Source organism: Pseudomonas khavaziana, assembly GCF_036704165.1.
Taxonomy (GTDB): domain Bacteria; phylum Pseudomonadota; class Gammaproteobacteria; order Pseudomonadales; family Pseudomonadaceae; genus Aquipseudomonas; species Aquipseudomonas khavaziana.
The window spans coordinates 4938175-4958578 of sequence record NZ_CP129946.1 but is presented as its reverse complement, the minus strand read 5'-3'; the positions used below and the strand labels follow the sequence as shown (position 1 = coordinate 4958578).

Below are 20404 nucleotides of genomic sequence, written 5' to 3'. Positions count from 1 at the left end.
ACATGTCTTTTAACATCGGCCTTAGCGGCCTCTATGCGGCCAACAAACAACTGGACGTGACCGGCAACAACATCGCCAACGTCGCGACCACTGGCTTCAAGTCATCCCGTGCGGAATTCGCTGATATCTACGCGGCCTCCAAGCTGGGTACCGGCCAGAACACTATCGGCAACGGTGTGAACCTGGCGGCGGTGTCCCAGCAGTTCACCCAGGGCGACGTCAACGGCGGTGGCGGCATCCTCGACATGGCGATCCAGGGCGGTGGTTTCTTCGTGCAGAAGGGTAGCGACGGATCGCTGGAATACACCCGTAGCGGTGCTTTCCGTGCGGACAAGGACGGCTACATTACCAACAACACCGGTACTTCGCGTTTGCAGGGTTACGCTGCGGACGAGAATGGCAAGATCTCCAAGGGTGGCCTGGTCGACCTGCAACTGAACCTGGCGAACCTGCCACCGAAGGCGTCCACCAAGGTGGACTCTGCCAGTAACCTCAACTCCTCGTCGCCGGTAATTGACCAGACCAAGAATCCGTTTGATCCGAGTAAGTCCGAAACATTCACCACTCAATACAGCACTACATTGTATGACTCTCAGGGTAACGCTCACCCGATGGTGCAGTACGTGGTGAAAACCGACGCCAACCAGTGGCAGTCCTACACCTTGATCGATGGCCGCAACCCTGATGGTTCGCCTCCTACCGGTACCGGTGCTGACGTGAAGGCGCCTGTGCCCTCGACTCTGAGTTTCGATGGTGCCGGTAATCTCAAGAGCATCGTGACCGGTGGTGTTGCCGGCAACACCTTGACCATCAAGGATTGGGTACCTGGCACAGTCACCGATGGAGTCTGGAAGGCCAACGATGCGACAGCGAACAAGGACGGCATTGCTATCAACATGGGCAACGTCACTCAGTACAACTCCGCCAGCTACCGCAATCCGCCAATCACTGACGGTTATGCCACTGGCCAGATCACCGGCCTGAAAATCGACGGCAGCGGTGTATTGTTCGCGACCTTCAGCAACCAGCAGAGCAAGGCCATCGGCCAGATCTCCCTGGCCAGCTTCAACAACGAGCAAGGCTTGCAGCCGGCTGGCGGTACGGCTTGGAAAGAGACCTTCGCATCGGGTCAGCCGGGCTACGACGCGCCGGAATCCGGCACTCTGGGTTCGATCAAGGGCTCCTCTCTGGAAGCCTCCAACGTTAACCTGACCAACGAGCTGGTGGACTTGATCAAGGCCCAGAGCAACTACCAGGCGAACGCCAAGACCATCTCCACGCAGAGCACCATCATGCAGACCATCATTCAGATGACCTGATACCGTCGCTCAATACGCGCGCACAAAAAAAGCCCCTCGATAGAGGGGCTTTTTTTGTGCGCGCGTTACTTGTTTACCGCATGTTTCATCTCGCTTTGCTGCTGGAACGTCCAACGCCCGTTGCGCCACGGACGAGTCACGGGCGCATGCCGCCCATGGACCAGTGGGAGACATGCATGGCGATTTACAAGCAGTGGGAAGGCGCACCACCAGGAAGTCATTGGTTTGTCCTGAATAACTATAGTGCGGGCTTATACGGACGCAAAAATCAGCCGGATGAACCCGGAAAAAACAAAGACACCGACGCTGAGTCCGTCAGGCAACTGCTCAGTGAGTTGATGGATGCCGAAAAAGACTCCAAGAGCCAGACCGCTCAAGACCTTCGCGACAAGCTGAACGAAAAGCGCGAAGAGCTCGGTGACGAAAAAATCAAGGAGATCATCAAGGCGCTGATGGAGACGGCTGACGTCTCCTGGTTGGATTTTCTGCGGCGCTTGATGAGGTTGTGGTTCCCAGAGATGGATGATGCATCACCGTCACCTTCACCGCCTTCTCCTCGCCCATCGCCAGGTGGAGGCGGAGGTGGTGGGGGTGGTGGCAATTGGCCGAGCCCCAACGATTTCGGCCCCAGCGAGCCCATGAGTAATCTGCCGATTACCGAAGGCTCCAAGCACTTCAACTACAAGCCCGATGAAAGTAACCCAGGGAAAAAACCAGACAATATCTGGAGTGGATTCAGCCAGGGGCCGGACGGCAATTGCGTCACCGTTTCAGCGATTAAGGGGGCAATGATGAAGTTTGGACAGAAGCCCACTGATGTCTTCGCAGAGGTCAAAGAGACGAGCAATGGCTATTACGTGAAAATGCGCGATGGCAAAGAGGTTAACTTTACCAAAGATGAATTACGGCAGGCAGCCAGGTATGCGCAGTTCAAGGGCGATAATCCGAGTATGTTGACCGATGCCAATTTCATGTTCGCCGCGAGTGCCAAGCGTGCACAAATGGAAGGCAATGGACTGGACGACAACCCCAATGAATCGAAGAAGAGCTTTGCCCATGCCATGCAAAGTCTGAACAACGGCGAAATGCCCGGCGAAGCATTGGATCGCCTTGGTTTGAAAGGGCTCTATAGGAAGTCCTCGAGTAGCGAACTGGCGAGCGGCAAGCTGGGCGTCGTGGCCTATAATCGCCATTCAATGGTGGTCATCGACGGTCAAGTTGAGCTATGGGGGCGGCGAGGTGGCGCGCCGAAGCAGGGTATTGCGTACGCGTTCCTCTAGGCGTGATAAACAAAAAAGCCCGATAAACCCTGTGCAGTCGGGGTCCATCGGGCTTTTTAAATCCAGGGCGTTCAAGCCCTGGATCGGTTCAGCTTATTGGCAAGCTTCGCAATCCGGCTCGTCAATTGCGCAGGCCTTTGGCACTGGTGCCGGGCCGGCGGGGGCAGCGAGTACCGAATCATCACCGTGGTTGCCGCTGGAAACAGCATTGAGCTTACCGGTGTTGATGGTCGACTTCTCGGTGCTGGTTGCGGCCAGGGCACGGAGGTAGTAAGTGGTTTTCAGGCCACGGTACCAAGCCATGCGGTAGGTCACGTCCAGCTTCTTGCCCGAAGCGCCGGCGATGTAGAGGTTCAGCGATTGGGCCTGGTCGATCCACTTCTGGCGACGACTGGCGGCGTCAACGATCCACTTGGTGTCCACTTCGAACGCGGTCGCGTAGAGCTCCTTGAGCTCTTGCGGGATGCGCTCGATCTGCTGCACCGAACCGTCGTAGTACTTCAGGTCGTTGATCATCACCGAGTCCCACAGGCCGCGGGCTTTCAGGTCACGGACCAGGTACGGGTTGATCACGGTGAATTCGCCCGACAGGTTCGATTTCACATACAGGTTCTGGTAGGTCGGTTCGATCGACTGCGACACGCCGGTGATGTTGGCGATGGTAGCGGTCGGTGCGATGGCCATGATGTTGGAGTTACGAATACCTTTCTGTACACGGGCACGTACCGGTGCCCAGTCCAGGGTTTCGTTCAGGTCGACATCGATGTACTTCTGGCCACGCTGTTCGATCAGGATCTGTTGCGAATCCAGCGGCAGGATGCCCTTGGACCACAGCGAGCCCTGGAACGTCTCGTAGGCGCCGCGTTCGTCGGCCAGGTCGCAGGAAGCCTGGATTGCGTAGTAGCTGACCGCCTCCATGGACTTGTCGGCGAACTCGACCGCAGCATCCGAACCGTAAGGAATGTGCTGCAGGTACAGCGCGTCCTGGAAGCCCATGATGCCCAGTCCCACTGGACGATGCTTGAAGTTGGAGTTCTGCGCCTGTGGCACCGAGTAGTAGTTGATGTCGATGACGTTATCGAGCATGCGTACTGCGGTGTTGACGGTGCGTTGCAGCTTGGCGGTGTCCAGCTGGCCGTTGACGATGTGGTTCGGCAGGTTGATCGAGCCCAGGTTGCAAACGGCGATCTCGTCCTTGTTGGTGTTCAAGGTGATCTCGGTGCACAGGTTCGAGCTGTGGACCACGCCCACGTGCTGCTGCGGGCTGCGCAGGTTGCATGGGTCTTTGAAAGTCAGCCATGGGTGGCCGGTTTCAAACAGCATGGACAGCATTTTGCGCCACAGGTCTTTGGCCTGGATGGTCTTGAACAGCTTGACCTTGCCTGGGTACTCGGTGAGGGCTTCGTAGTACTCGTAGCGCTCCTCGAAGGCCTTGCCGGTCAGGTCGTGCAGGTCCGGGACTTCGGATGGCGAGAACAGGGTCCACTTGCCGTCATCGAAGACACGCTTCATGAACAGGTCAGGGATCCAGTTGGCGGTGTTCATGTCGTGGGTACGACGACGGTCATCACCGGTGTTCTTGCGCAGCTCGATGAACTCTTCAATGTCCATGTGCCAGGTTTCCAGGTAGGCACACACAGCGCCTTTGCGCTTGCCACCCTGGTTCACGGCGACGGCGGTATCGTTCACCACTTTCAGGAAGGGGACGACGCCCTGGGACTTGCCGTTGGTGCCCTTGATGTACGAACCCAGTGCGCGCACCGGTGTCCAGTCGTTGCCCAGGCCGCCGGCGAATTTGGACAGCATGGCGTTGTCGTGGATCGCGTGGTAGATGCCCGACAGGTCATCCGGCACGGTGGTCAGGTAGCAGCTCGACAACTGCGGACGCAGGGTGCCGGCGTTGAACAGGGTCGGGGTCGACGACATGTAGTCGAAGGACGACAGCAGGTTGTAGAACTCGATGGCGCGATCTTCTTTCTGCTTCTCTTCAATCGCCAGGCCCATGGCCACGCGCATGAAGAACACTTGCGGCAGTTCGAAGCGGATACCGTCCTTGTGGATGAAGTAACGGTCGTAAAGGGTTTGCAGGCCCAGGTAGGTGAACTGCTGGTCACGTTCGTGGTTGATCGCCTTGCCAAGTTTTTCCAGGTCGAAGGTGGCCAGCACCGGGTTGAGCAATTCGAACTCGATACCCTTGGCGATGTAGGCTGGCAGGGCCTTGGCGTACAGGTCAGCCATCTCGTGGTGGGTGGCGCTGTCGGCCACGCCCAGGAAGCCCAGGCCTTCGGCACGCAGGGTGTCCATCAGCAGGCGCGCGGTCACGAACGAGTAGTTCGGCTCGCGTTCAACCAGGGTACGGGCGGTCATCACCAGGGCGGTGTTGACGTCGGTCAGGGCCACGCCGTCGTACAGGTTCTTCAGGGTTTCGCGCTGGATCAGGTCACCATCGACTTCTTCCAGGCCTTCGCAGGCTTCGGTGATGATGGTGTTCAGGCGGCCCAGGTCCAGCGGCGCAAAGCTGCCGTCGGCCAGGGTGATGCGGATCGACGGGTGCGCTTGTACGGCAGCTTCTTCGGCCGGGGAACGCACGGCACGTTCCTTGGCGCGCGAATCACGGTAGATCACGTAGTCGCGTGCGACTTTCTGCTCGCCGGCACGCATCAGGGCCAGTTCGACCTGGTCCTGGATTTCTTCGATGTGGATAGTGCCGCCCGATGGCATGCGACGCTTGAAGGTTGCGGTGACCTGTTCGGTCAGGCGGGCAACCGTGTCGTGGATGCGCGACGAGGCAGCAGCGGTGCCGCCTTCAACTGCAAGAAACGCTTTGGTGATGGCGACGGTGATCTTGTCATCGGTATAAGGAACGACAGTGCCGTTACGCTTGATCACGCGCAGTTGGCCAGGTGCAGTGGCGGACAGATCCAGGTTCGAATCAGCGGCCTGCGGCACGGAGCCCTGCGGGTTCTCGCGAGTTGTGTCGGTTTGCATGGGGGGTTGTCTCCACGTTCTATATTTGATTGCGAGTGCCAGGCTTTTTCCTGCAACACCCGTACCGTTTTCCATGTCGGGGATGGAGAACAGCTGCCATCCGCGTGAGCGGTTTGGTCTACTGAAAAATCTGTTGGTTCAACGCTGCGCTAGCAATAAAACGCTTGAGTTTCGAGCCACTTGTGTGGTTGGGCGCTGATGTCGAAAACCCTACATGTAGGGTCTTCATAAGCGCCGAGGTACAAGATAATGCGTTTTCGAGGGGTTAGCAACGGAGTAACCTGTGGATAACGCTGTGAGTAAAATGTGTAAGAAAGGTCGAATAGGCGTGTAGGCCGCATTGCTGCTGGATTACGCCGTTTGTCATTAAATATTTCGGGCGTGAAACAGCCTGCCCATTTTCGAAGGGCGCGAACCCTATCACAAACAAACGCGATCTCCGAATGGATTTCCAGGCTTGTTTTTAAGGGGCGAGCCATGGCTACAATCGGCCTTGATCAGGGCGATAGCATGCTTGCTCCACATGACAACTGTAGGAGCGAGCTTGCTCGCGAAAACCGTCAACGATAATGCAGCATACTTGGATAAGCGCGGTGCCCTTGCGTTCTTCGCGAGCAAGCTCGCTCCTACAATAATAAAGAACCGAGGTAGCGCATGGAGCAAGAAGCCTGGCAGATATTGATCGTCGAAGACGACGAGCGACTCGCCGAGTTGACTCGCGAATACCTGGAAAGCAACGGCCTGCGCGTGTCGGTGGAAAGCGACGGTGCGCAGGCTGCGGCGCGGATCATCGCCGAACAACCCGACCTGGTGATCCTCGACCTGATGCTGCCCGGCGAAGATGGCCTGAGCATCTGCCGCAAGGTACGCGAGCGCTATGACGGCGTCATCCTGATGCTCACTGCGCGCACCGACGATACGGACCAGATACTGGGCCTGGACATGGGCGCAGACGACTACGTGTGCAAACCCGTGCGCCCGCGTTTGTTGCTGGCGCGTATCCAGGCACTGCTGCGCCGCAGCGAGCCGGCGCTACCGGCGGCAGTGGAAAACCAGCGCCGCCTGCAATTCGGCCCCTTGGTGGTGGACAACGCCCTGCGCGAGGCCTGGCTGCACGATGGCGGTATTGAACTGACCAGCGCCGAGTTCGACCTGTTATGGCTGCTGGTGGCGAACGCCGGGCGCATCCTGTCCCGCGAGGAAATCTTTATCGCCCTGCGCGGCATCGGCTACGACGGCCAGGATCGCTCCATTGATGTGCGCATCTCGCGCATTCGGCCGAAGATCGGCGACGATCCGATTCACCCGCGTCTGATCAAGACGATCCGCAGCAAAGGCTACCTGTTCGTCCCCGAAGCCGCCGCCGATATGCCGCTGTGAATTCGATCTTCCTGCGCATCTACGGCGGCATGTGCGCGGCGCTGATCCTGGTGGCGCTGCTCGGTGCCCTGGCGTTGCACCTGCTCAACGATGTGCGCAGCGGCCAGTACCGCGAGCGCCTGGCCCACGGCACCTTTGCGTTGATGGGCGATAACCTGCAACCCATGAGTGCCATTGAGCGGCTGCGCGCCTTGGCGGTGTGGGAGCGCTTGCTGGGCATTCCGCTGGAACTGCGCACGTTCACCCAGGCGCAACTGGACTTGGGCCAGCGCAACCGCCTGCAACGTGGCCAGGTCCTGGTGGAACAGACCGGCCCCCATGCGGCGCGAGTGCTGCGACTGGTCAGCGAACAGGAGCAGTTGGTGCTCACCGGCGAAGTGCAGCAGATCAGCGAGCAATTGGCCCGTGCGACCATCTACCTGCTGGCCGACGAACTGGTGCGCTTTCCAGTCGCCGAGCAGCCGCAGCGCCTGGCCGATATAAAGGAGGCCAAGGGCTTTGGTTTTGAAATGCACTTGGTGGCCCTCGACCAGGCCGACATGGACGACGACCAGCGCCGGCGCGTAGCGGAAGGCGATACGGTGATGGCTCTGGGCAAGGGCGGCGATTCGATCCGCGTGTTTGCCGGCATGGTCGGCACGCCATGGGTGCTGGAGATCGGCCCGCTGTATCAAATGAACCCTTATCCGGCGCAATGGCTGATTCTGATCACCTTGATCGGCCTGACTCTGATCGGCTTGATCGTCTATTTGCTGGTGCGCCAGCTTGAGCGCCGACTCAAAGGACTGGAGGCGGCAGCTACACGCATCGCCAAGGGCAACCTGGAGGTCCGCGTGCCGGCCCGTGGGGCTGATTCGGTCGGGCGCCTGGCGGCCGCATTCAATGGCATGGCCGAGCATTTGCAGCAATTGCTGGCGATTCAGCGCGAGCTTGTACGTGCGGTGTCCCATGAGTTACGCACACCGGTGGCGCGCCTGCGTTTTGGCCTGGAGATGATTGGCGATGCCGCCACCCCCGAAGCCCGGCGCAAATACCTGGAAGGCATGGATGGCGATATCCAGGACCTCGATGGCCTGGTGGACGAGATGCTCACCTATGCGCGCCTGGAGCAGGGGGCGCCGGAGCTGAATTTCCAGCGGGTGGACCTGAATGCCTTGCTCGACCAGGTGATCGGCGAATTGTCGCCACTGCGCCCGCAGGTCGTCGTTACCCGCGGTATTTGCCTGTCATCGACGCATTGGGATGACGCCTGGGTCGACGCCGAACCGCGTTACCTGCACCGTGCCCTGCAGAACCTGGTGAGTAACGCCATGCGCCACGCCAAGGGGCACGTGCTGATCAGTTACCAGGTGGGCCAGGTGCGTTGCCGCATTGATGTGGAGGACGATGGCCCCGGCGTGCCCGAAAGCGCCTGGGAGCGGATCTTTACGCCGTTCCTGCGCCTGGACGACAGCCGCACCCGCGCGTCTGGCGGCCACGGCCTGGGCTTGTCGATTGTGCGGCGGATCATCTACTGGCATGGCGGGCGGGCGTTGATCAGCAAGAGTAACAACCTGGGCGGGGCGTGTTTCAGCTTGAGTTGGCCCCGGGATCAAGAGAAACCCTGACGTCCTGACTGTAGGAGCGAGCTTGCTCGCGAAAAACTCACAGGCGCCGCGTTTATTCAGGAAGCACGCGTTATCGTTGACGTTTTTCGCGAGCAAGCTCGCTCCTACATTGCGATAGCCACCAGGCTCAACAACTGCTCTCCCTCCACCACAAACTGTCCTTCCAGCTCTTTGCCATGCTTCCATTCTTCCGAAAGATCGGTCAGCAACCGCAACCGCACCTTCCCGGCCGCTGACCACTCCAACACCTCGGCATGCTCGAAATAAAAGCGCTTGCGCACGATCGGATAGAGCGCCTTGAACAGACTCTCCTTGACCGAAAACGTCAACGTCACCAGCAGCCCGTGCTGCTGACGGGGTAGTGCGGCCATGCGCTGCAATTCATCCGCGGTCAGAATTTCCCCGGCCAGGCGTTCCGCGCGTTCCAGGGCCAGCAGGTTCTCCAGGTCCATTCCCAGCCCGCGCCACTGCGTCTTGTGGCCGACAATGGCCGCCGCGTGCCCGGTGCTGTGGGTGATGGAGCCACTGATATGCCCAGGCCAGATTGGTGCGCGGTCTTCACCGATCGCCGGGATGCAGTTGAGGTTATCGAGTCGCTGTAGCGCTTCGCGGGCGCACAGGCGGCCGGCGAGAAACTCCGCTTGCCGCTTGGCCACCGAGCGCTGGATGCTCGCCGGCGGCGGCACGGCGCTGCGCTGGAAATCCAAGGGGTTCAATAAGGCCGGGTCGAATCGCGTGCTCAAAAACACCGTACCCGGCAAGGGGACAGGCAGCGGCCAACGGGCATCGAGTGGGGTACAGCAAGCGGGTAGGGGCGTCATGCGCAGTATTTTGCCGAGTTGGCGCGCCAGTGGATAGCCCGGCAGCGGTTCAGTTGTGGTTCAGAGCCTGTTCAGGGGGAGTTCAGGGGCGCTTGCGTAGTCTGGACCTCACAGCCTAAACGCGTATGAGGTGACTACCATGACTGCGATCAAGAAGCTGATGTTGGCGTTGACCATGCTCGGCGCCACCGCCGGCGTGCAAGCCTCGGATGGCGACTTCAGGGGATTTGGCAGCGAGAAAACCAAGAAATCCGGCAGCCCGATCCATCGTGTCAGCTTCGAGGACGCCGGCACCCAGACCGCGCCGTGGGGCCGGGCCTTGGGCGCTACCGCCGCGCAACCTGACTATCGCAGCGGCTACCCGCACCTGACGGGCCATTACAATGGCATTAAACTGCGCCCGCAAGACGTGCAGGGCCGCTATGATATCCCTCGATAGGATAGTTGAATTGCCTTGGAGAGCCTTATGAAATTGCTGGTGGTGGAAGATGAGGCGCTGCTGCGCCATCACCTGTTTACCCGCCTGACCGACAGCGGGCATGTGGTCGAAGCCGTGGCCAATGCCGAGGAGGCCCTGTACCAGACAGGCCAATTCAATCATGACCTGGCGATCATCGACCTTGGCCTGCCCGGCATGGGCGGCCTGGACCTGATTCGCCAACTGCGCACCCAGGCCAAGACCTTTCCGATCCTGATCCTGACCGCCCGCGGCAACTGGCAGGATAAAGTCGAAGGCCTGGCGGCCGGTGCCGACGACTATGTGGTCAAGCCGTTCCAGTTCGAAGAGCTGGAGGCGCGAATGAACGCGTTGTTGCGCCGCTCCAGCGGTTTTACCCAGTCCACCATCATTGCCGGGCCCTTGCTGCTGGATCTCAATCGCAAGCAAGCCTCCCTGGATGAACAGCCGCTGGCGCTGACCGCCTATGAGTATCGGATCCTCGAATACTTGATGCGCCATCATCAGCAAGTGGTGGCCAAGGACCGCTTGATGGAGCAACTCTACCCCGATGACGACGAGCGCGACCCGAACGTCATCGAAGTGCTGGTCGGTCGCCTGCGTCGTAAGCTGGAAGGACCGACCGGGTTCAAGCCGATCGATACCGTGCGCGGCCTGGGTTACCTGTTCAATGAGCGCTGCCGTTGATTCGCTCGCTACGTGTGCGCCTGATGCTGGCGGCCGCCACCCTGGCCGTGCTGTTCATGCTCGGCTTGTTGCCCGCCATGCAAGGCGCTTTCAGCCTGGCCCTGCAGGATTCCATTGAGCAGCGCCTGGCTTCGGACGTGACCACCCTGATCTCTGCGGCGCGGGTCGAAAATAATCGCCTGCTGATGCCGGCGCAGTTGCCGGATGAACGCTTCAACCTCACCGACAGCCGTCTGCTTGGCTATATCTACGACCGCGAGGGCCACCTGGTATGGCGTTCGCGGGCGACCCGGGAAGAAAACATCAACTACAAGCCGCGCTACGATGGGCGCGGCAACGAGTTTGCGCGCATCCGCGAGGCCAATGGCCAGGAATTTTTCGTGTATGACGTCGAGGTCAAGCTGCTGGGGGGCAAGAGTGCGGCGTTCAGCATTGTTGCCCTGCAACCGGTGCGTGAATATCAACTGACCCTCGAAGGCTTGCGCGAGAACCTCTACCTCGGCTTCGGCGCCGCTTTGCTCGTGCTGTTGACGCTGTTGTGGCTGGGCCTGACCTGGGGCTTGCAAGCCTTGCGACGCTTGAGCCAGGAGCTTGACCAGATCGAAGGTGGCACCCGTGAGAGCCTTTCCGAAGAACATCCCCGCGAACTGCTGCGACTTACCGGCTCCCTCAACCGGTTGCTGCACAGCGAACGCGAGCAACGCACACGCTACCGCGATTCCCTGGATGACCTGGCCCATAGCCTGAAAACCCCACTGGCGGTCTTGCAGGGGGTGAGTGAGGACATGGCTCAGCGCCACGAAGACCGTGGCCAGGCGTGGGTGCTGCAATCACAGATCGAGCGCATGAGCCAGCAGATAGGCTATCAATTGCAGCGTGCCAGCCTGCGTAAGAGCGGCCTGGTGCGCCACCAAGTGCGTTTGGAGCCTGTGTTGCAAAGTCTGTGCGATACCTTGGAAAAGGTTTACCGCGACAAGCGCGTCAACGTCTCCTTTGACCTGCCGCAAGAGTGCGACGTGCCCATCGAGAAAGGTGCCCTGCTCGAAATGCTCGGCAACTTGCTGGAAAACGCCTATCGCCTATGCCTGCGACAAGTACGTATCAGCCTGGTGGAAAACCTGGACGGCATCGAACTGTGTATCGAAGACGACGGCCCCGGTGTGCCGCCGGACCAGCGCGCACGGATTCTGCAACGCGGCGAGCGGCTTGATCGCCAGCACCCAGGGCAGGGCATCGGGCTGGCGGTGGTCAAGGACATCATCGAAAGCTACAACGCACGGCTGACGCTAGGGGACTCGGCACTAGGCGGCGCGGCTTTCAGGATCCATTTTCCGGCGTTGTGATGTCTATCGACTGGGCTTACGCGATGGTCGCCAGATAGTCGACCGCCATCTGACTGATGCCCTGCGATCCAAATGTGGGAGGGGGCTTGCACCTCGATGAAGGTGTGTCAGTCAATACGTCTGGGGCTGACCCACCGCCATCGGGGCAAGCCCCCTCCCACAGGTCCAGCGGCATACCAAAAGTTGTGTAGATACCCGTGCTGAGCCAAGGCCACCGCCTTTTAACTTTCCTGCGCGCGATACGCCCCCGGGGTCAACCCCGTCCACTTCTTGAATGCCCGATGAAACGCCGACGGTTCGGAGAACCCCAACTGCTCGGCAATCTCCTGCAAGGACAAATCCGCCCGTCCCAAATGGTAGATGGCAATATCCCGGCGTAACTCATCCTTCAATGCCTGAAAGCTGGTGCCTTCTTCGCGCAGGTGCCGGCGCAGGGTCTGGGGGCTGATGTGCAGGTGCTGGGCGACGGCCTCCAGGTCTGGCCAGGGCGTGCGATCACGACTCAGCAAGCGGCGCAACTGGCTGCTCAGGCTGTCGCCTTCATCCGGTCGGGACAATAAGTCGGCAGGCGAGCGCTGCAAGAAATGCTTGAGGGTGCGTTCATCCTGCAACAGGGGCAGGCTCAGGTAGCGGCTGGGAAATACCAGGCTGCTGTTCGGCGCGCCGAACATGTGAGGGCAGGGGAACAACAGGTCGTATTCACTGGCATGGGCCGGCGTGGGGTAACTGAAGGTTGCCTGCTGCAGCCGGATTCGCTGGCCGATCAGCCAACTGCCCAGGCGATGCCAGATCACCAGCAGGCATTCACTGAGAAAGTGATCCGGGTCCCATAGCTGCGAGTCGTCCAGGCTCAGTCGCGCCATATCGCCTTCTTTCGTCAGTTGCCAGCGCGGGCCCTGCGGGAAGAGGCTATAAAACAATAAGCCGCGTTCCAGAGCCTTCTCCAGCGTGCGGCAATGGATCAGGGCGTGGCACATCATGGCGAAGGTGCCGCGTTTGCTCGGCCCATCGGCGAACCCCAGGTACTCGTCATCCAGCTCCAGCCAGAGCATTTGCAGCAGCCGGGTGAATTGCTCCGGTGCAATGCGGGCGCGAGGCTCGCTCAGCAGTTCAGGGGTGATGCCCACCTGCTGCAACAACCCCGAGTAGTCGTAACCGGCTCGACGCGCACCGCCGAGGGCTGCTCGGGCGTAGTGACTGGCGATGGTACGTTCGCGCATGCAAGGGCCTCGTCCATGGAGTGGCGGATGGTAGCCATCACCCGGCCAAGCGACAAGGCGGATATCCGCCAAATTGTAGGACGAGACTAGGTAGGTGGGCGGAAATCCGCCACCTGGCTGCGTGACTCAGGATAGGCAATAACGCCCCCAGCCCTGATGTCTAAAGGCCTTCAGCGTATTTGCGCAAAGTGGCACGCCGTTTGCGATAAGGATCACAGCGCAGGCTTTGTCCTACAGGCTTCGCCAACAACAAATCCCTCCAGTGCAGGAGGGTTCGCAATTCAAGTGTCGTGGGCAATGGCGGATATTTGCCCCACGGGACGTTTGAGGAACTTTGCAATGACGACTCGTCAGCCAATCTACAAATCCCTGTATTTCCAGGTGATTGTCGCAATCGTTATCGGTATTTTGCTCGGCCACTTCTACCCGCAGACCGGCGTGGCCCTCAAGCCACTGGGTGACGGCTTTATCAAGCTGATCAAAATGGTCATCGCCCCGATCATCTTCTGCACCGTGGTCAGCGGCATCGCTGGCATGCAAAGCATGAAGTCGGTGGGCAAGACCGGTGGTTATGCGCTGCTGTATTTCGAAATCGTCTCCACCATCGCCCTGCTGATCGGCCTGGTCGTGGTCAACGTCGTGCAACCGGGCGCCGGCATGCACATCGACGTCGCCACCCTGGACGCTTCCAAAGTGGCGGCGTACGTCACCGCCGGTAAAGACCAGAGCATTGTCGGCTTTATCCTCAACGTCATTCCGAACACCATCGTCGGCGCCTTCGCCAACGGCGACATCCTGCAAGTGCTGATGTTCTCGGTGATCTTCGGTTTCGCCCTGCACCGTCTGGGCGCCTACGGCAAGCCGGTGCTGGACTTCATCGATCGCTTCGCCCACGTGATGTTCAACATCATCAACATGATCATGAAACTCGCGCCAATCGGCGCCCTGGGTGCGATGGCATTCACCATCGGCGCCTACGGTGTGGGTTCGCTGGTGCAGTTGGGCCAGCTGATGATCTGCTTCTACATCACCTGCATCCTGTTCGTGGTCCTGGTGCTGGGCGCCATCTGCCGCGCCCACGGTTTCAGCGTGTTGAAGCTGATCCGCTACATCCGTGAAGAACTGCTGATCGTACTGGGTACCTCGTCTTCCGAATCCGCATTGCCACGCATGCTGATCAAGATGGAGCGCCTGGGTGCGAAGAAGTCGGTGGTCGGCCTGGTGATCCCAACCGGCTACTCCTTCAACCTCGACGGTACGTCGATCTACCTGACCATGGCTGCCGTGTTCATCGCCCAGGCGACCGACACCCACATGGACATCACCCACCAGATCACCCTGCTGCTGGTGCTGCTGCTGTCTTCCAAAGGCGCGGCGGGCGTGACCGGCAGCGGTTTCATCGTACTGGCTGCGACCCTGTCGGCCGTAGGCCACTTGCCGGTGGCCGGCCTGGCGCTGATCCTGGGTATCGACCGCTTCATGTCCGAAGCCCGTGCGCTGACCAACCTGGTGGGTAACGCCGTTGCTACCATCGTTGTCGCCAAGTGGGTCAAGGAGCTGGACACCGACAAGCTGCAAAGTGAGCTGGCGTCCGGCGGCACCGGTATCTCCGACACCCGCGAGGAAGATGACCTGGGTGTGGCCGAAGGCCCGGCGCCTGTCGTCAAGTAAGTCGCTGCTGGCGTGATCTGACGCCAAGGCCACCCGCAAACGCCCCGACTGGTTCGGGGCGTTTGCGTGTGTGTACGGCCACTTCTGGATTCTTTTGCTTTACAGTAAATGACGATTTCATTAACAACGCTGGCAGGAGGTTTGATGGACAGTGTGGATTTGAATGTCCTGCGTAGCGTCCTTGAGTGGCGTCGCGCCGGGCAGCGGGTGGTGTTGTACAGCGTGGTACAGACCTGGGGCAGTGCGCCGCGCCCTCCTGGGGCGATGCTGGCCTTGCGCGGCGACGGGGTGGTGATTGGCTCGGTTTCCGGTGGCTGCATCGAAGATGACTTGATCGCCCGCCTGCAGGACGGGCGGTTGGCTGATAATGGGCCCCCCGTCCAATTGGTCACCTACGGCGTCACCCGCGATGAAGCGGCGCGCTTTGGCTTGCCGTGCGGCGGTACGCTGCGCCTGACCGAAGAGCGGGTGGATGATTGGGGCTGGGTGGCCGAACTGCTGGCGCGCTGTGAAGACCACCAGGTCGTTGCGCGTGAATTGGACCTGACCACGGGCGCGGTAGCCCTGAGCGCCGCGAGCAAGACCGATGTGGTGAGCTTCGACGGCGAGCGTCTGCGTGCTATTTACGGGCCGCGTTGGCGCCTGCTGTTGATCGGTGCCGGGCAGTTGTCACGCTACGTCGCGCAAATGGCGCGCTTGCTGGATTTCGAAGTGCTGATCTGCGACCCCCGTGAAGAATTCGTCTATGGCTGGGAAGAACAGCACGGTCGATTTGTGCCAGGCATGCCCGACGAGGCGGTGCTCAATATCCAAACCGATGAACGCACCGCTATCGTCTGCCTGACCCACGATCCGCGTTTGGATGACATGGCATTACTGACAGCACTGAACTCCACCGCGTTCTACATCGGCGCGCTGGGGTCGCGGGTCAATACCCAGAAGCGTCGAGAGAATCTCGCAGCCCTGGGCTTGTCTGAGGACGCCATTGCACGTTTGCACGGGCCGATTGGCTTGCATATCGGTAGCCATACCCCGGCGGAGATCGCTTTGTCGTTGATGGCGGAAATTGTCGCAATCAAGAACGGCGTGGCAGCGGTGCAGAAAAAACCCTTGGCGGTGGTGGCGCAGTGACTGTCACGGCTATCGTGCTGGCAGCGGGGCAGGGCAGTCGTTTTCGCGCCGAAGCCGGTGCCGATCAGGACAAGTTGCTGGCCGTTTGCGTGGGGCTGGATGGCGTTTCCCGGCCGGTGATCGAGCAGGTACTGGTTAACCTGCCCGCGTCGCTTGTTGAGCGCTGGGTGGTGACCTCACCGGAGCGCCTTGAGGTGATTCGTTTAGCTGAGGCGTACGGTTGCAAGGTCTTGCTGCTGGAATCGGCCGGTATGGGTGACAGCATTGCCGCAGCCGTTGCGGCCAGCGCCTCGGTGGATGGTTGGCTCGTTGTGCTGGGTGATATGCCGTTTATTCGATCCGCGACGATCGAGCGTGTGCTGGCCGATCCGGAAAACATCACTGTACCGGTGCATGCCGGGCAGTATGGGCATCCGGTGGCTTTCGGTGGTGTATTCGGGCCTGCGTTGATGGCGTTGACAGGGGACCGTGGCGCGAAGCCTTTGTTTGCACAAGCACAGGTGCGGGGCGTGCAGGTGGATGATCCTGGGGTGCTATGGGATGTGGACGTGCCGCAACGGTTGAGGTTCAGCGCCGAGCGCTAATACCTGTAGGAGCGAGCTTGCTCGCGAAAAACGTCAACGATAAAGCGTGCTTCCTGAATGAACGCGGGGCCTGTGAGTTTTTCGCGAGCAAGCTCGCTCCTACAGGCATTAGGGCAAGCCCCCTCCCACACTTGAACAGCCGTGTGTTCGAATTTTTTGCAAAAAAAAAGCCCCGCCTGATTGCTCAGGCGGGGCTTTTTAGTGGCGGATGGAATCAAACGAGGGGTTTAGGCTCTTCTTCCACGGCCTTGTGCTCTACCGCCTGGGCAGCCGCTGCAGCCGCTGCTTCGGCTTCCTTGCGGCGACGACGCACTTCACGTGGGTCGTTCGGCGCACGGCCGTTTTCGGTAAGGGCGCTGGCAGGTGCAGCTTCAACTACAGGGGCGGCCACTTCGGCAACCACTGGGGCTTCAACTTCAACCACGGGTGCAGGCTCCACAACCGGCGCCGGCTCAACCACTGGGGTTGGCTCAGCGACGACTTCGGCAACCGGCGTCGGCGCTTCTTCTACCGCAGGGGCAGGCGTTGGCGCTTCAACCGGGGCAGCCGGCTCAGCGGTCCACTGGAAGGCGGTCTGTTCTTCGCGAACTTCACGCACAACCGGGGCGGCTTCTTCGGCAGCCGGTGCTTCTACAGCCGCTTCAACCACTGGCGCAGGCTCGATAACCGGTGCGGGCTCAACAGCAACCACTTCGGTTTCTGGCTGTGCGTCGCGAACCGGGGCAACTTCCACTTCCGCAGCCACTGGGGCTTCGATCGGGGTAGTGGCTTCAACGACTGGCGCTTCAACAGCCGGCGCTTCAACCACTGGGGTCTCGGCGGCTGGCGCTTCTACCGCAACGGTTTCCTCGACAGCAGCGGTAGCTCGCTCGGCTTGCTCGTGGGCCTGGGCCTCGGCAGGTGCGCTGATGACCGAGCTGGCAACGGCAGCGGTAACGGCCAAGCCGGCAGCCAGTTCGGCGCCCGTTGGTTCGTTGCTGGCGGCTTCGGCATTTTCGCCGGCTTCTTCCGAACCTTCGATCACGTTGCCGTTGGCGTCACGTTGACGCTCGCGACGGTTGCTGCGACGACGCTGACCACGGGAGCGGCGGCGTGGACGATCGCCTTCGGCGTTGTCCTGGCCGTCTTCCTGCAGTTGCTCTTCGCCGGTCAGTACTTCTTCTTCGCTGGCGGCAGCGGCTTGCTCAGCGCGTGGTTGACGCTCCTCACGCGGTGGGCGTGGCTGGCGCTCTTCACGTGGGGCACGCTCTTCGCGCGGCTGGCGCGCCGGGCGTTCTTCGGTGCTGGCAGCAGCGGCAGCAGCAATGGCTGGCGCGGCGTCCAGCGGCTCACGCAGTTCACGCACGCGCTCTTCGCGCTCGCCACGCGGCTTGCGATCTTCACGCGGGGCACGTGGGGTACGTGGTGCGCGCTCTTCACGCGGTGCACGTTCTTCGCGGGCGACGGCCGGGGTGTCTTCGCGGGCTTCGCGAGGTGCACGCTCTTCACGTGGCGCGCGTTCTTCACGCGGTGCACGTTCTTCACGCGGCTTGCGCTCTTCGTCACGGCGACCGTTGCGGTTACGGCTCTGCTGGCGACCGTTGCGACGTTCTTCGTTGCGCGCCGGGCGCTCGGTGGCAGGCTTTTCGACCACGACCGGGGCAGCAGGCTCTTCTTTGGTGGCGAACAGGCTGACCAGCGATTTCACCAGGCCCTTGAACAGGCTTGGCTCAGGCAGGGCGGCCGGGGCGGCAACCGGAGCAGCGGCTTCGGTCGGCATCGGTGCGTTGGCACGGGCCGGCGCGGTCTTCACGGCGGCTTCCTGGCGGACCAGGGTGCGGGTCGCAGCCGCTGGCTGGACTTCTTCCACTTCGGCAGCGGCAGCAGCAATTTCATAGCTCGACTGGCCGCTATGGGCTTCCGGGCTATCGTCACGCAGGCGCTGGACTTCGAAGTGCGGCGTCTCGAGGTGATCGTTCGGCAGGATGACGATACGGGCACGGGTGCGCAGTTCGATCTTGGTGATCGAGTTGCGTTTTTCGTTAAGCAGGAAGGCGGCAACCGGAATCGGCACTTGCGCGCGGACTTCGGCGGTGCGGTCTTTCAGGGCTTCTTCTTCGATCAGGCGCAGGATCGCCAGGGACAGCGATTCAACGTCACGGATAATGCCGGTGCCGTTGCAACGCGGGCAGACGATGCCGCTGCTCTCGCCCAGGGATGGACGCAGGCGCTGGCGGGACATTTCCAGCAGGCCGAAGCGCGAGATACGGCCCACTTGTACGCGGGCACGGTCAGCTTCCAGACACTCGCGGACTTTTTCTTCCACGGCGCGCTGGTTCTTGGCAGGGGTCATGTCGATGAAGTCGATCACGATCAGGCCGCCGATGTCACGCAGGCGCAGTTGGCGGGCGATTTCTTCAGCCGCTTCCAGGTTGGTCTGCAGGGCGGTTTCTTCGATGTCGCTGCCTTTGGTGGCGCGCGCCGAGTTGATGTCGATGGACACCAGGGCTTCGGTCGGGTCGATGACGATGGAGCCGCCGGAAGGCAGTTCGACCACGCGCTGGAAGGCGGTCTCGATCTGGCTTTCGATCTGGAAACGGTTGAACAGCGGTACGCTGTCTTCGTACAGCTTGATCTTGCTGGCGTACTGCGGCATCACCTGGCGGATGAAGGTCAGGGCTTCGTCCTGGGCTTCAACGCTGTCGATCAGCACTTCGCCGATGTCCTGGCGCAGGTAGTCGCGGATGGCGCGGATGATCACGTTGCTTTCCTGGTAGATCAGGAATGGCGCGGAACGATCCAGGGACGCTTCTTTAATGGCGGTCCACAGTTGCAGCAGGTAGTCGAGGTCCCACTGCATTTCTTCGCTGCTGCGGCCCAGGCCTGCAGTGCGAACGATCAGGCCCATGTCGGCCGGTGCGACCAGGCCGTTCAGCGCTTCACGCAGTTCATTGCGCTCTTCGCCTTCGATACGACGGGAAATGCCGCCGGCACGTGGGTTGTTCGGCATCAGCACGAGGTAGCGGCCGGCGAGGCTGATGAAGGTAGTCAGGGCGGCGCCCTTGTTGCCACGTTCTTCTTTCTCGACCTGCACGATGACTTCCTGGCCTTCGCTCAGGACGTCCTTGATATTCACGCGGCCTTCGGGGGCTTTCTTGAAGTATTCGCGGGAGATTTCTTTGAGGGGCAGGAAGCCGTGGCGCTCGGAGCCGAAATCGACAAAGGCAGCCTCAAGGCTTGGTTCGATGCGAGTAATACGGCCTTTATAGATGTTGGCCTTCTTTTGCTCGCGTGCACCGGATTCAATGTCCAGGTCGTAGAGGCGTTGGCCATCTACCAGTGCAACACGCAACTCTTCGGGTTGAGTTGCGTTAATCAGCATTCTTTTCATGTTGTACCGTCGGTTTCCGGGCTGCCGGAAACGGCGTTCGGCACACACGACTTCTCACGGTCGGTGTCAGGTGCGTCAAGAGTGGTTGGCCACTCCAGTGTCCAGCAAAACCTGCCAATTGGGCCGGTATCGCGACGGACGCGTCCTGCTCGTTAGCGGTGGTGACAAAGGCACCACTTCAACAAAAGCTAAGGTCAGGAGGAGGAATCAACCGGCGACTGTGGACGAGATGAAGCGTCTAAAATAAGCCTAGTGCTACACAGTCCGACGGTTGTGCATCTCCACCCTACACGTATCCCTGATAATTCGGGTGCTGCCGCGCGCAGAATCCGCAGCGGGTTGGCATTTACCGTGTTCTCCAATGGGGAGTCCACGCTCATGGCTAAACAAGACTAGGTGTGGGCGGTTGCGCTCTCACTCAGCTCTTAACAGGCGTTGTTTCCGAAGTATTCGCCGTGGTCTGGTTCAAGACTGACTGCACTTTGTGAACTGGCCGTAAATATCGGCGCAGAATGCGAGTATTCACTCTGCTTTCTGCACTCGCTT

The 20404-nt window shown here is 60.5% G+C and carries 14 protein-coding genes; 10 read left to right on the top strand and 4 right to left on the bottom strand.

What is annotated here, in order from left to right; genetic code table 11:
- Positions 1-2: 2 nt before the first annotated feature.
- Positions 3-1319 carry a flagellar hook protein FlgE gene (gene flgE, locus QYQ93_RS22090; protein ID WP_043050109.1) on the top strand — a complete coding sequence of 439 codons (1317 nt, stop codon included), beginning with the start codon at positions 3-5 and terminating at the stop codon, positions 1317-1319.
- 176 nt (positions 1320-1495) lie between these two features.
- A complete protein-coding gene (locus QYQ93_RS22085) occupies positions 1496-2599 on the top strand; it encodes a hypothetical protein (protein ID WP_338475477.1) in 1104 nt (367 codons plus the stop codon).
- Between the two features lie 93 nt (positions 2600-2692).
- On the opposite strand, the gene QYQ93_RS22080 is transcribed toward QYQ93_RS22085, so the two are convergent.
- Entirely contained in the window at positions 2693-5587 is a 2895-nt protein-coding gene (locus QYQ93_RS22080) for a ribonucleoside-diphosphate reductase subunit alpha (protein WP_043050107.1), read from the bottom strand.
- A 654-nt stretch (positions 5588-6241) separates the two neighbouring features.
- Here QYQ93_RS22080 and QYQ93_RS22075 point away from each other — a divergent pair.
- Positions 6242-6967: a response regulator gene (locus tag QYQ93_RS22075; protein ID WP_338475476.1), complete on the top strand. Its 726-nt coding sequence runs from the start codon at positions 6242-6244 to the stop codon at positions 6965-6967.
- Positions 6964-8574 carry an ATP-binding protein gene (locus tag QYQ93_RS22070; protein WP_217883751.1) on the top strand — a complete coding sequence of 537 codons (1611 nt, stop codon included), beginning with the start codon at positions 6964-6966 and terminating at the stop codon, positions 8572-8574. The genes QYQ93_RS22075 and QYQ93_RS22070 overlap by 4 nt, the downstream gene beginning before the upstream one ends.
- Positions 8575-8678: 104 nt before the next feature.
- On the opposite strand, the gene QYQ93_RS22065 is transcribed toward QYQ93_RS22070, so the two are convergent.
- Entirely contained in the window at positions 8679-9395 is a 717-nt protein-coding gene (locus tag QYQ93_RS22065; protein ID WP_043050104.1) for a 4'-phosphopantetheinyl transferase family protein, read from the bottom strand.
- Positions 9396-9534: 139 nt separating this feature from the next.
- Here QYQ93_RS22065 and QYQ93_RS22060 point away from each other — a divergent pair, with 139 nt between their 5' ends.
- Genes QYQ93_RS22060 through QYQ93_RS22050 form a run of 3 tightly spaced genes read left to right on the top strand, consistent with a single transcriptional unit; the run spans position 9535 to position 11882 of the window.
- Positions 9535-9834: a hypothetical protein gene (locus tag QYQ93_RS22060; RefSeq protein WP_338475475.1), complete on the top strand. Its 300-nt coding sequence runs from the start codon at positions 9535-9537 to the stop codon at positions 9832-9834.
- Between the two features lie 27 nt (positions 9835-9861).
- On the top strand, positions 9862-10539 hold the full coding sequence (locus tag QYQ93_RS22055) for a response regulator (RefSeq protein ID WP_043050102.1): 678 nt from the start codon (positions 9862-9864) through the stop codon (positions 10537-10539).
- Positions 10536-11882, top strand: coding sequence for an ATP-binding protein (locus QYQ93_RS22050; protein ID WP_046069160.1), 1347 nt, complete (start codon positions 10536-10538; stop codon positions 11880-11882). Before QYQ93_RS22055 ends, QYQ93_RS22050 begins: the two co-directional genes overlap by 4 nt.
- A 221-nt stretch (positions 11883-12103) precedes the next feature.
- On the opposite strand, the gene QYQ93_RS22045 is transcribed toward QYQ93_RS22050, so the two are convergent.
- Positions 12104-13102 (bottom strand): AraC family transcriptional regulator, encoded by a 999-nt coding sequence (locus QYQ93_RS22045; RefSeq protein WP_338475474.1) that lies wholly within the window; start codon positions 13100-13102, stop codon positions 12104-12106.
- A gap of 339 nt (positions 13103-13441) precedes the next feature.
- On the opposite strand from QYQ93_RS22045, the gene QYQ93_RS22040 reads away from it, so the two are divergent.
- The 3 genes from QYQ93_RS22040 to QYQ93_RS22030 all read left to right on the top strand — a co-directional run bounded on the left by QYQ93_RS22040 (position 13442) and on the right by QYQ93_RS22030 (position 16488).
- Entirely contained in the window at positions 13442-14773 is a 1332-nt protein-coding gene (locus QYQ93_RS22040) for a dicarboxylate/amino acid:cation symporter (RefSeq protein ID WP_043050099.1), read from the top strand.
- A 144-nt stretch (positions 14774-14917) separates the two neighbouring features.
- Positions 14918-15904: an XdhC family protein gene (locus tag QYQ93_RS22035; protein ID WP_043050098.1), complete on the top strand. Its 987-nt coding sequence runs from the start codon at positions 14918-14920 to the stop codon at positions 15902-15904.
- Positions 15901-16488, top strand: a complete 588-nt coding sequence (locus tag QYQ93_RS22030; protein ID WP_043050097.1) for a nucleotidyltransferase family protein — start codon at positions 15901-15903, stop codon at positions 16486-16488. Before QYQ93_RS22035 ends, QYQ93_RS22030 begins: the two co-directional genes overlap by 4 nt.
- Positions 16489-16702: 214 nt before the next feature.
- On the opposite strand, the gene rne is transcribed toward QYQ93_RS22030, so the two are convergent.
- A complete protein-coding gene (gene rne, locus QYQ93_RS22025; protein WP_338475473.1) occupies positions 16703-19849 on the bottom strand; it encodes a ribonuclease E in 3147 nt (1048 codons plus the stop codon).
- Positions 19850-20404 lie beyond the last annotated feature (555 nt).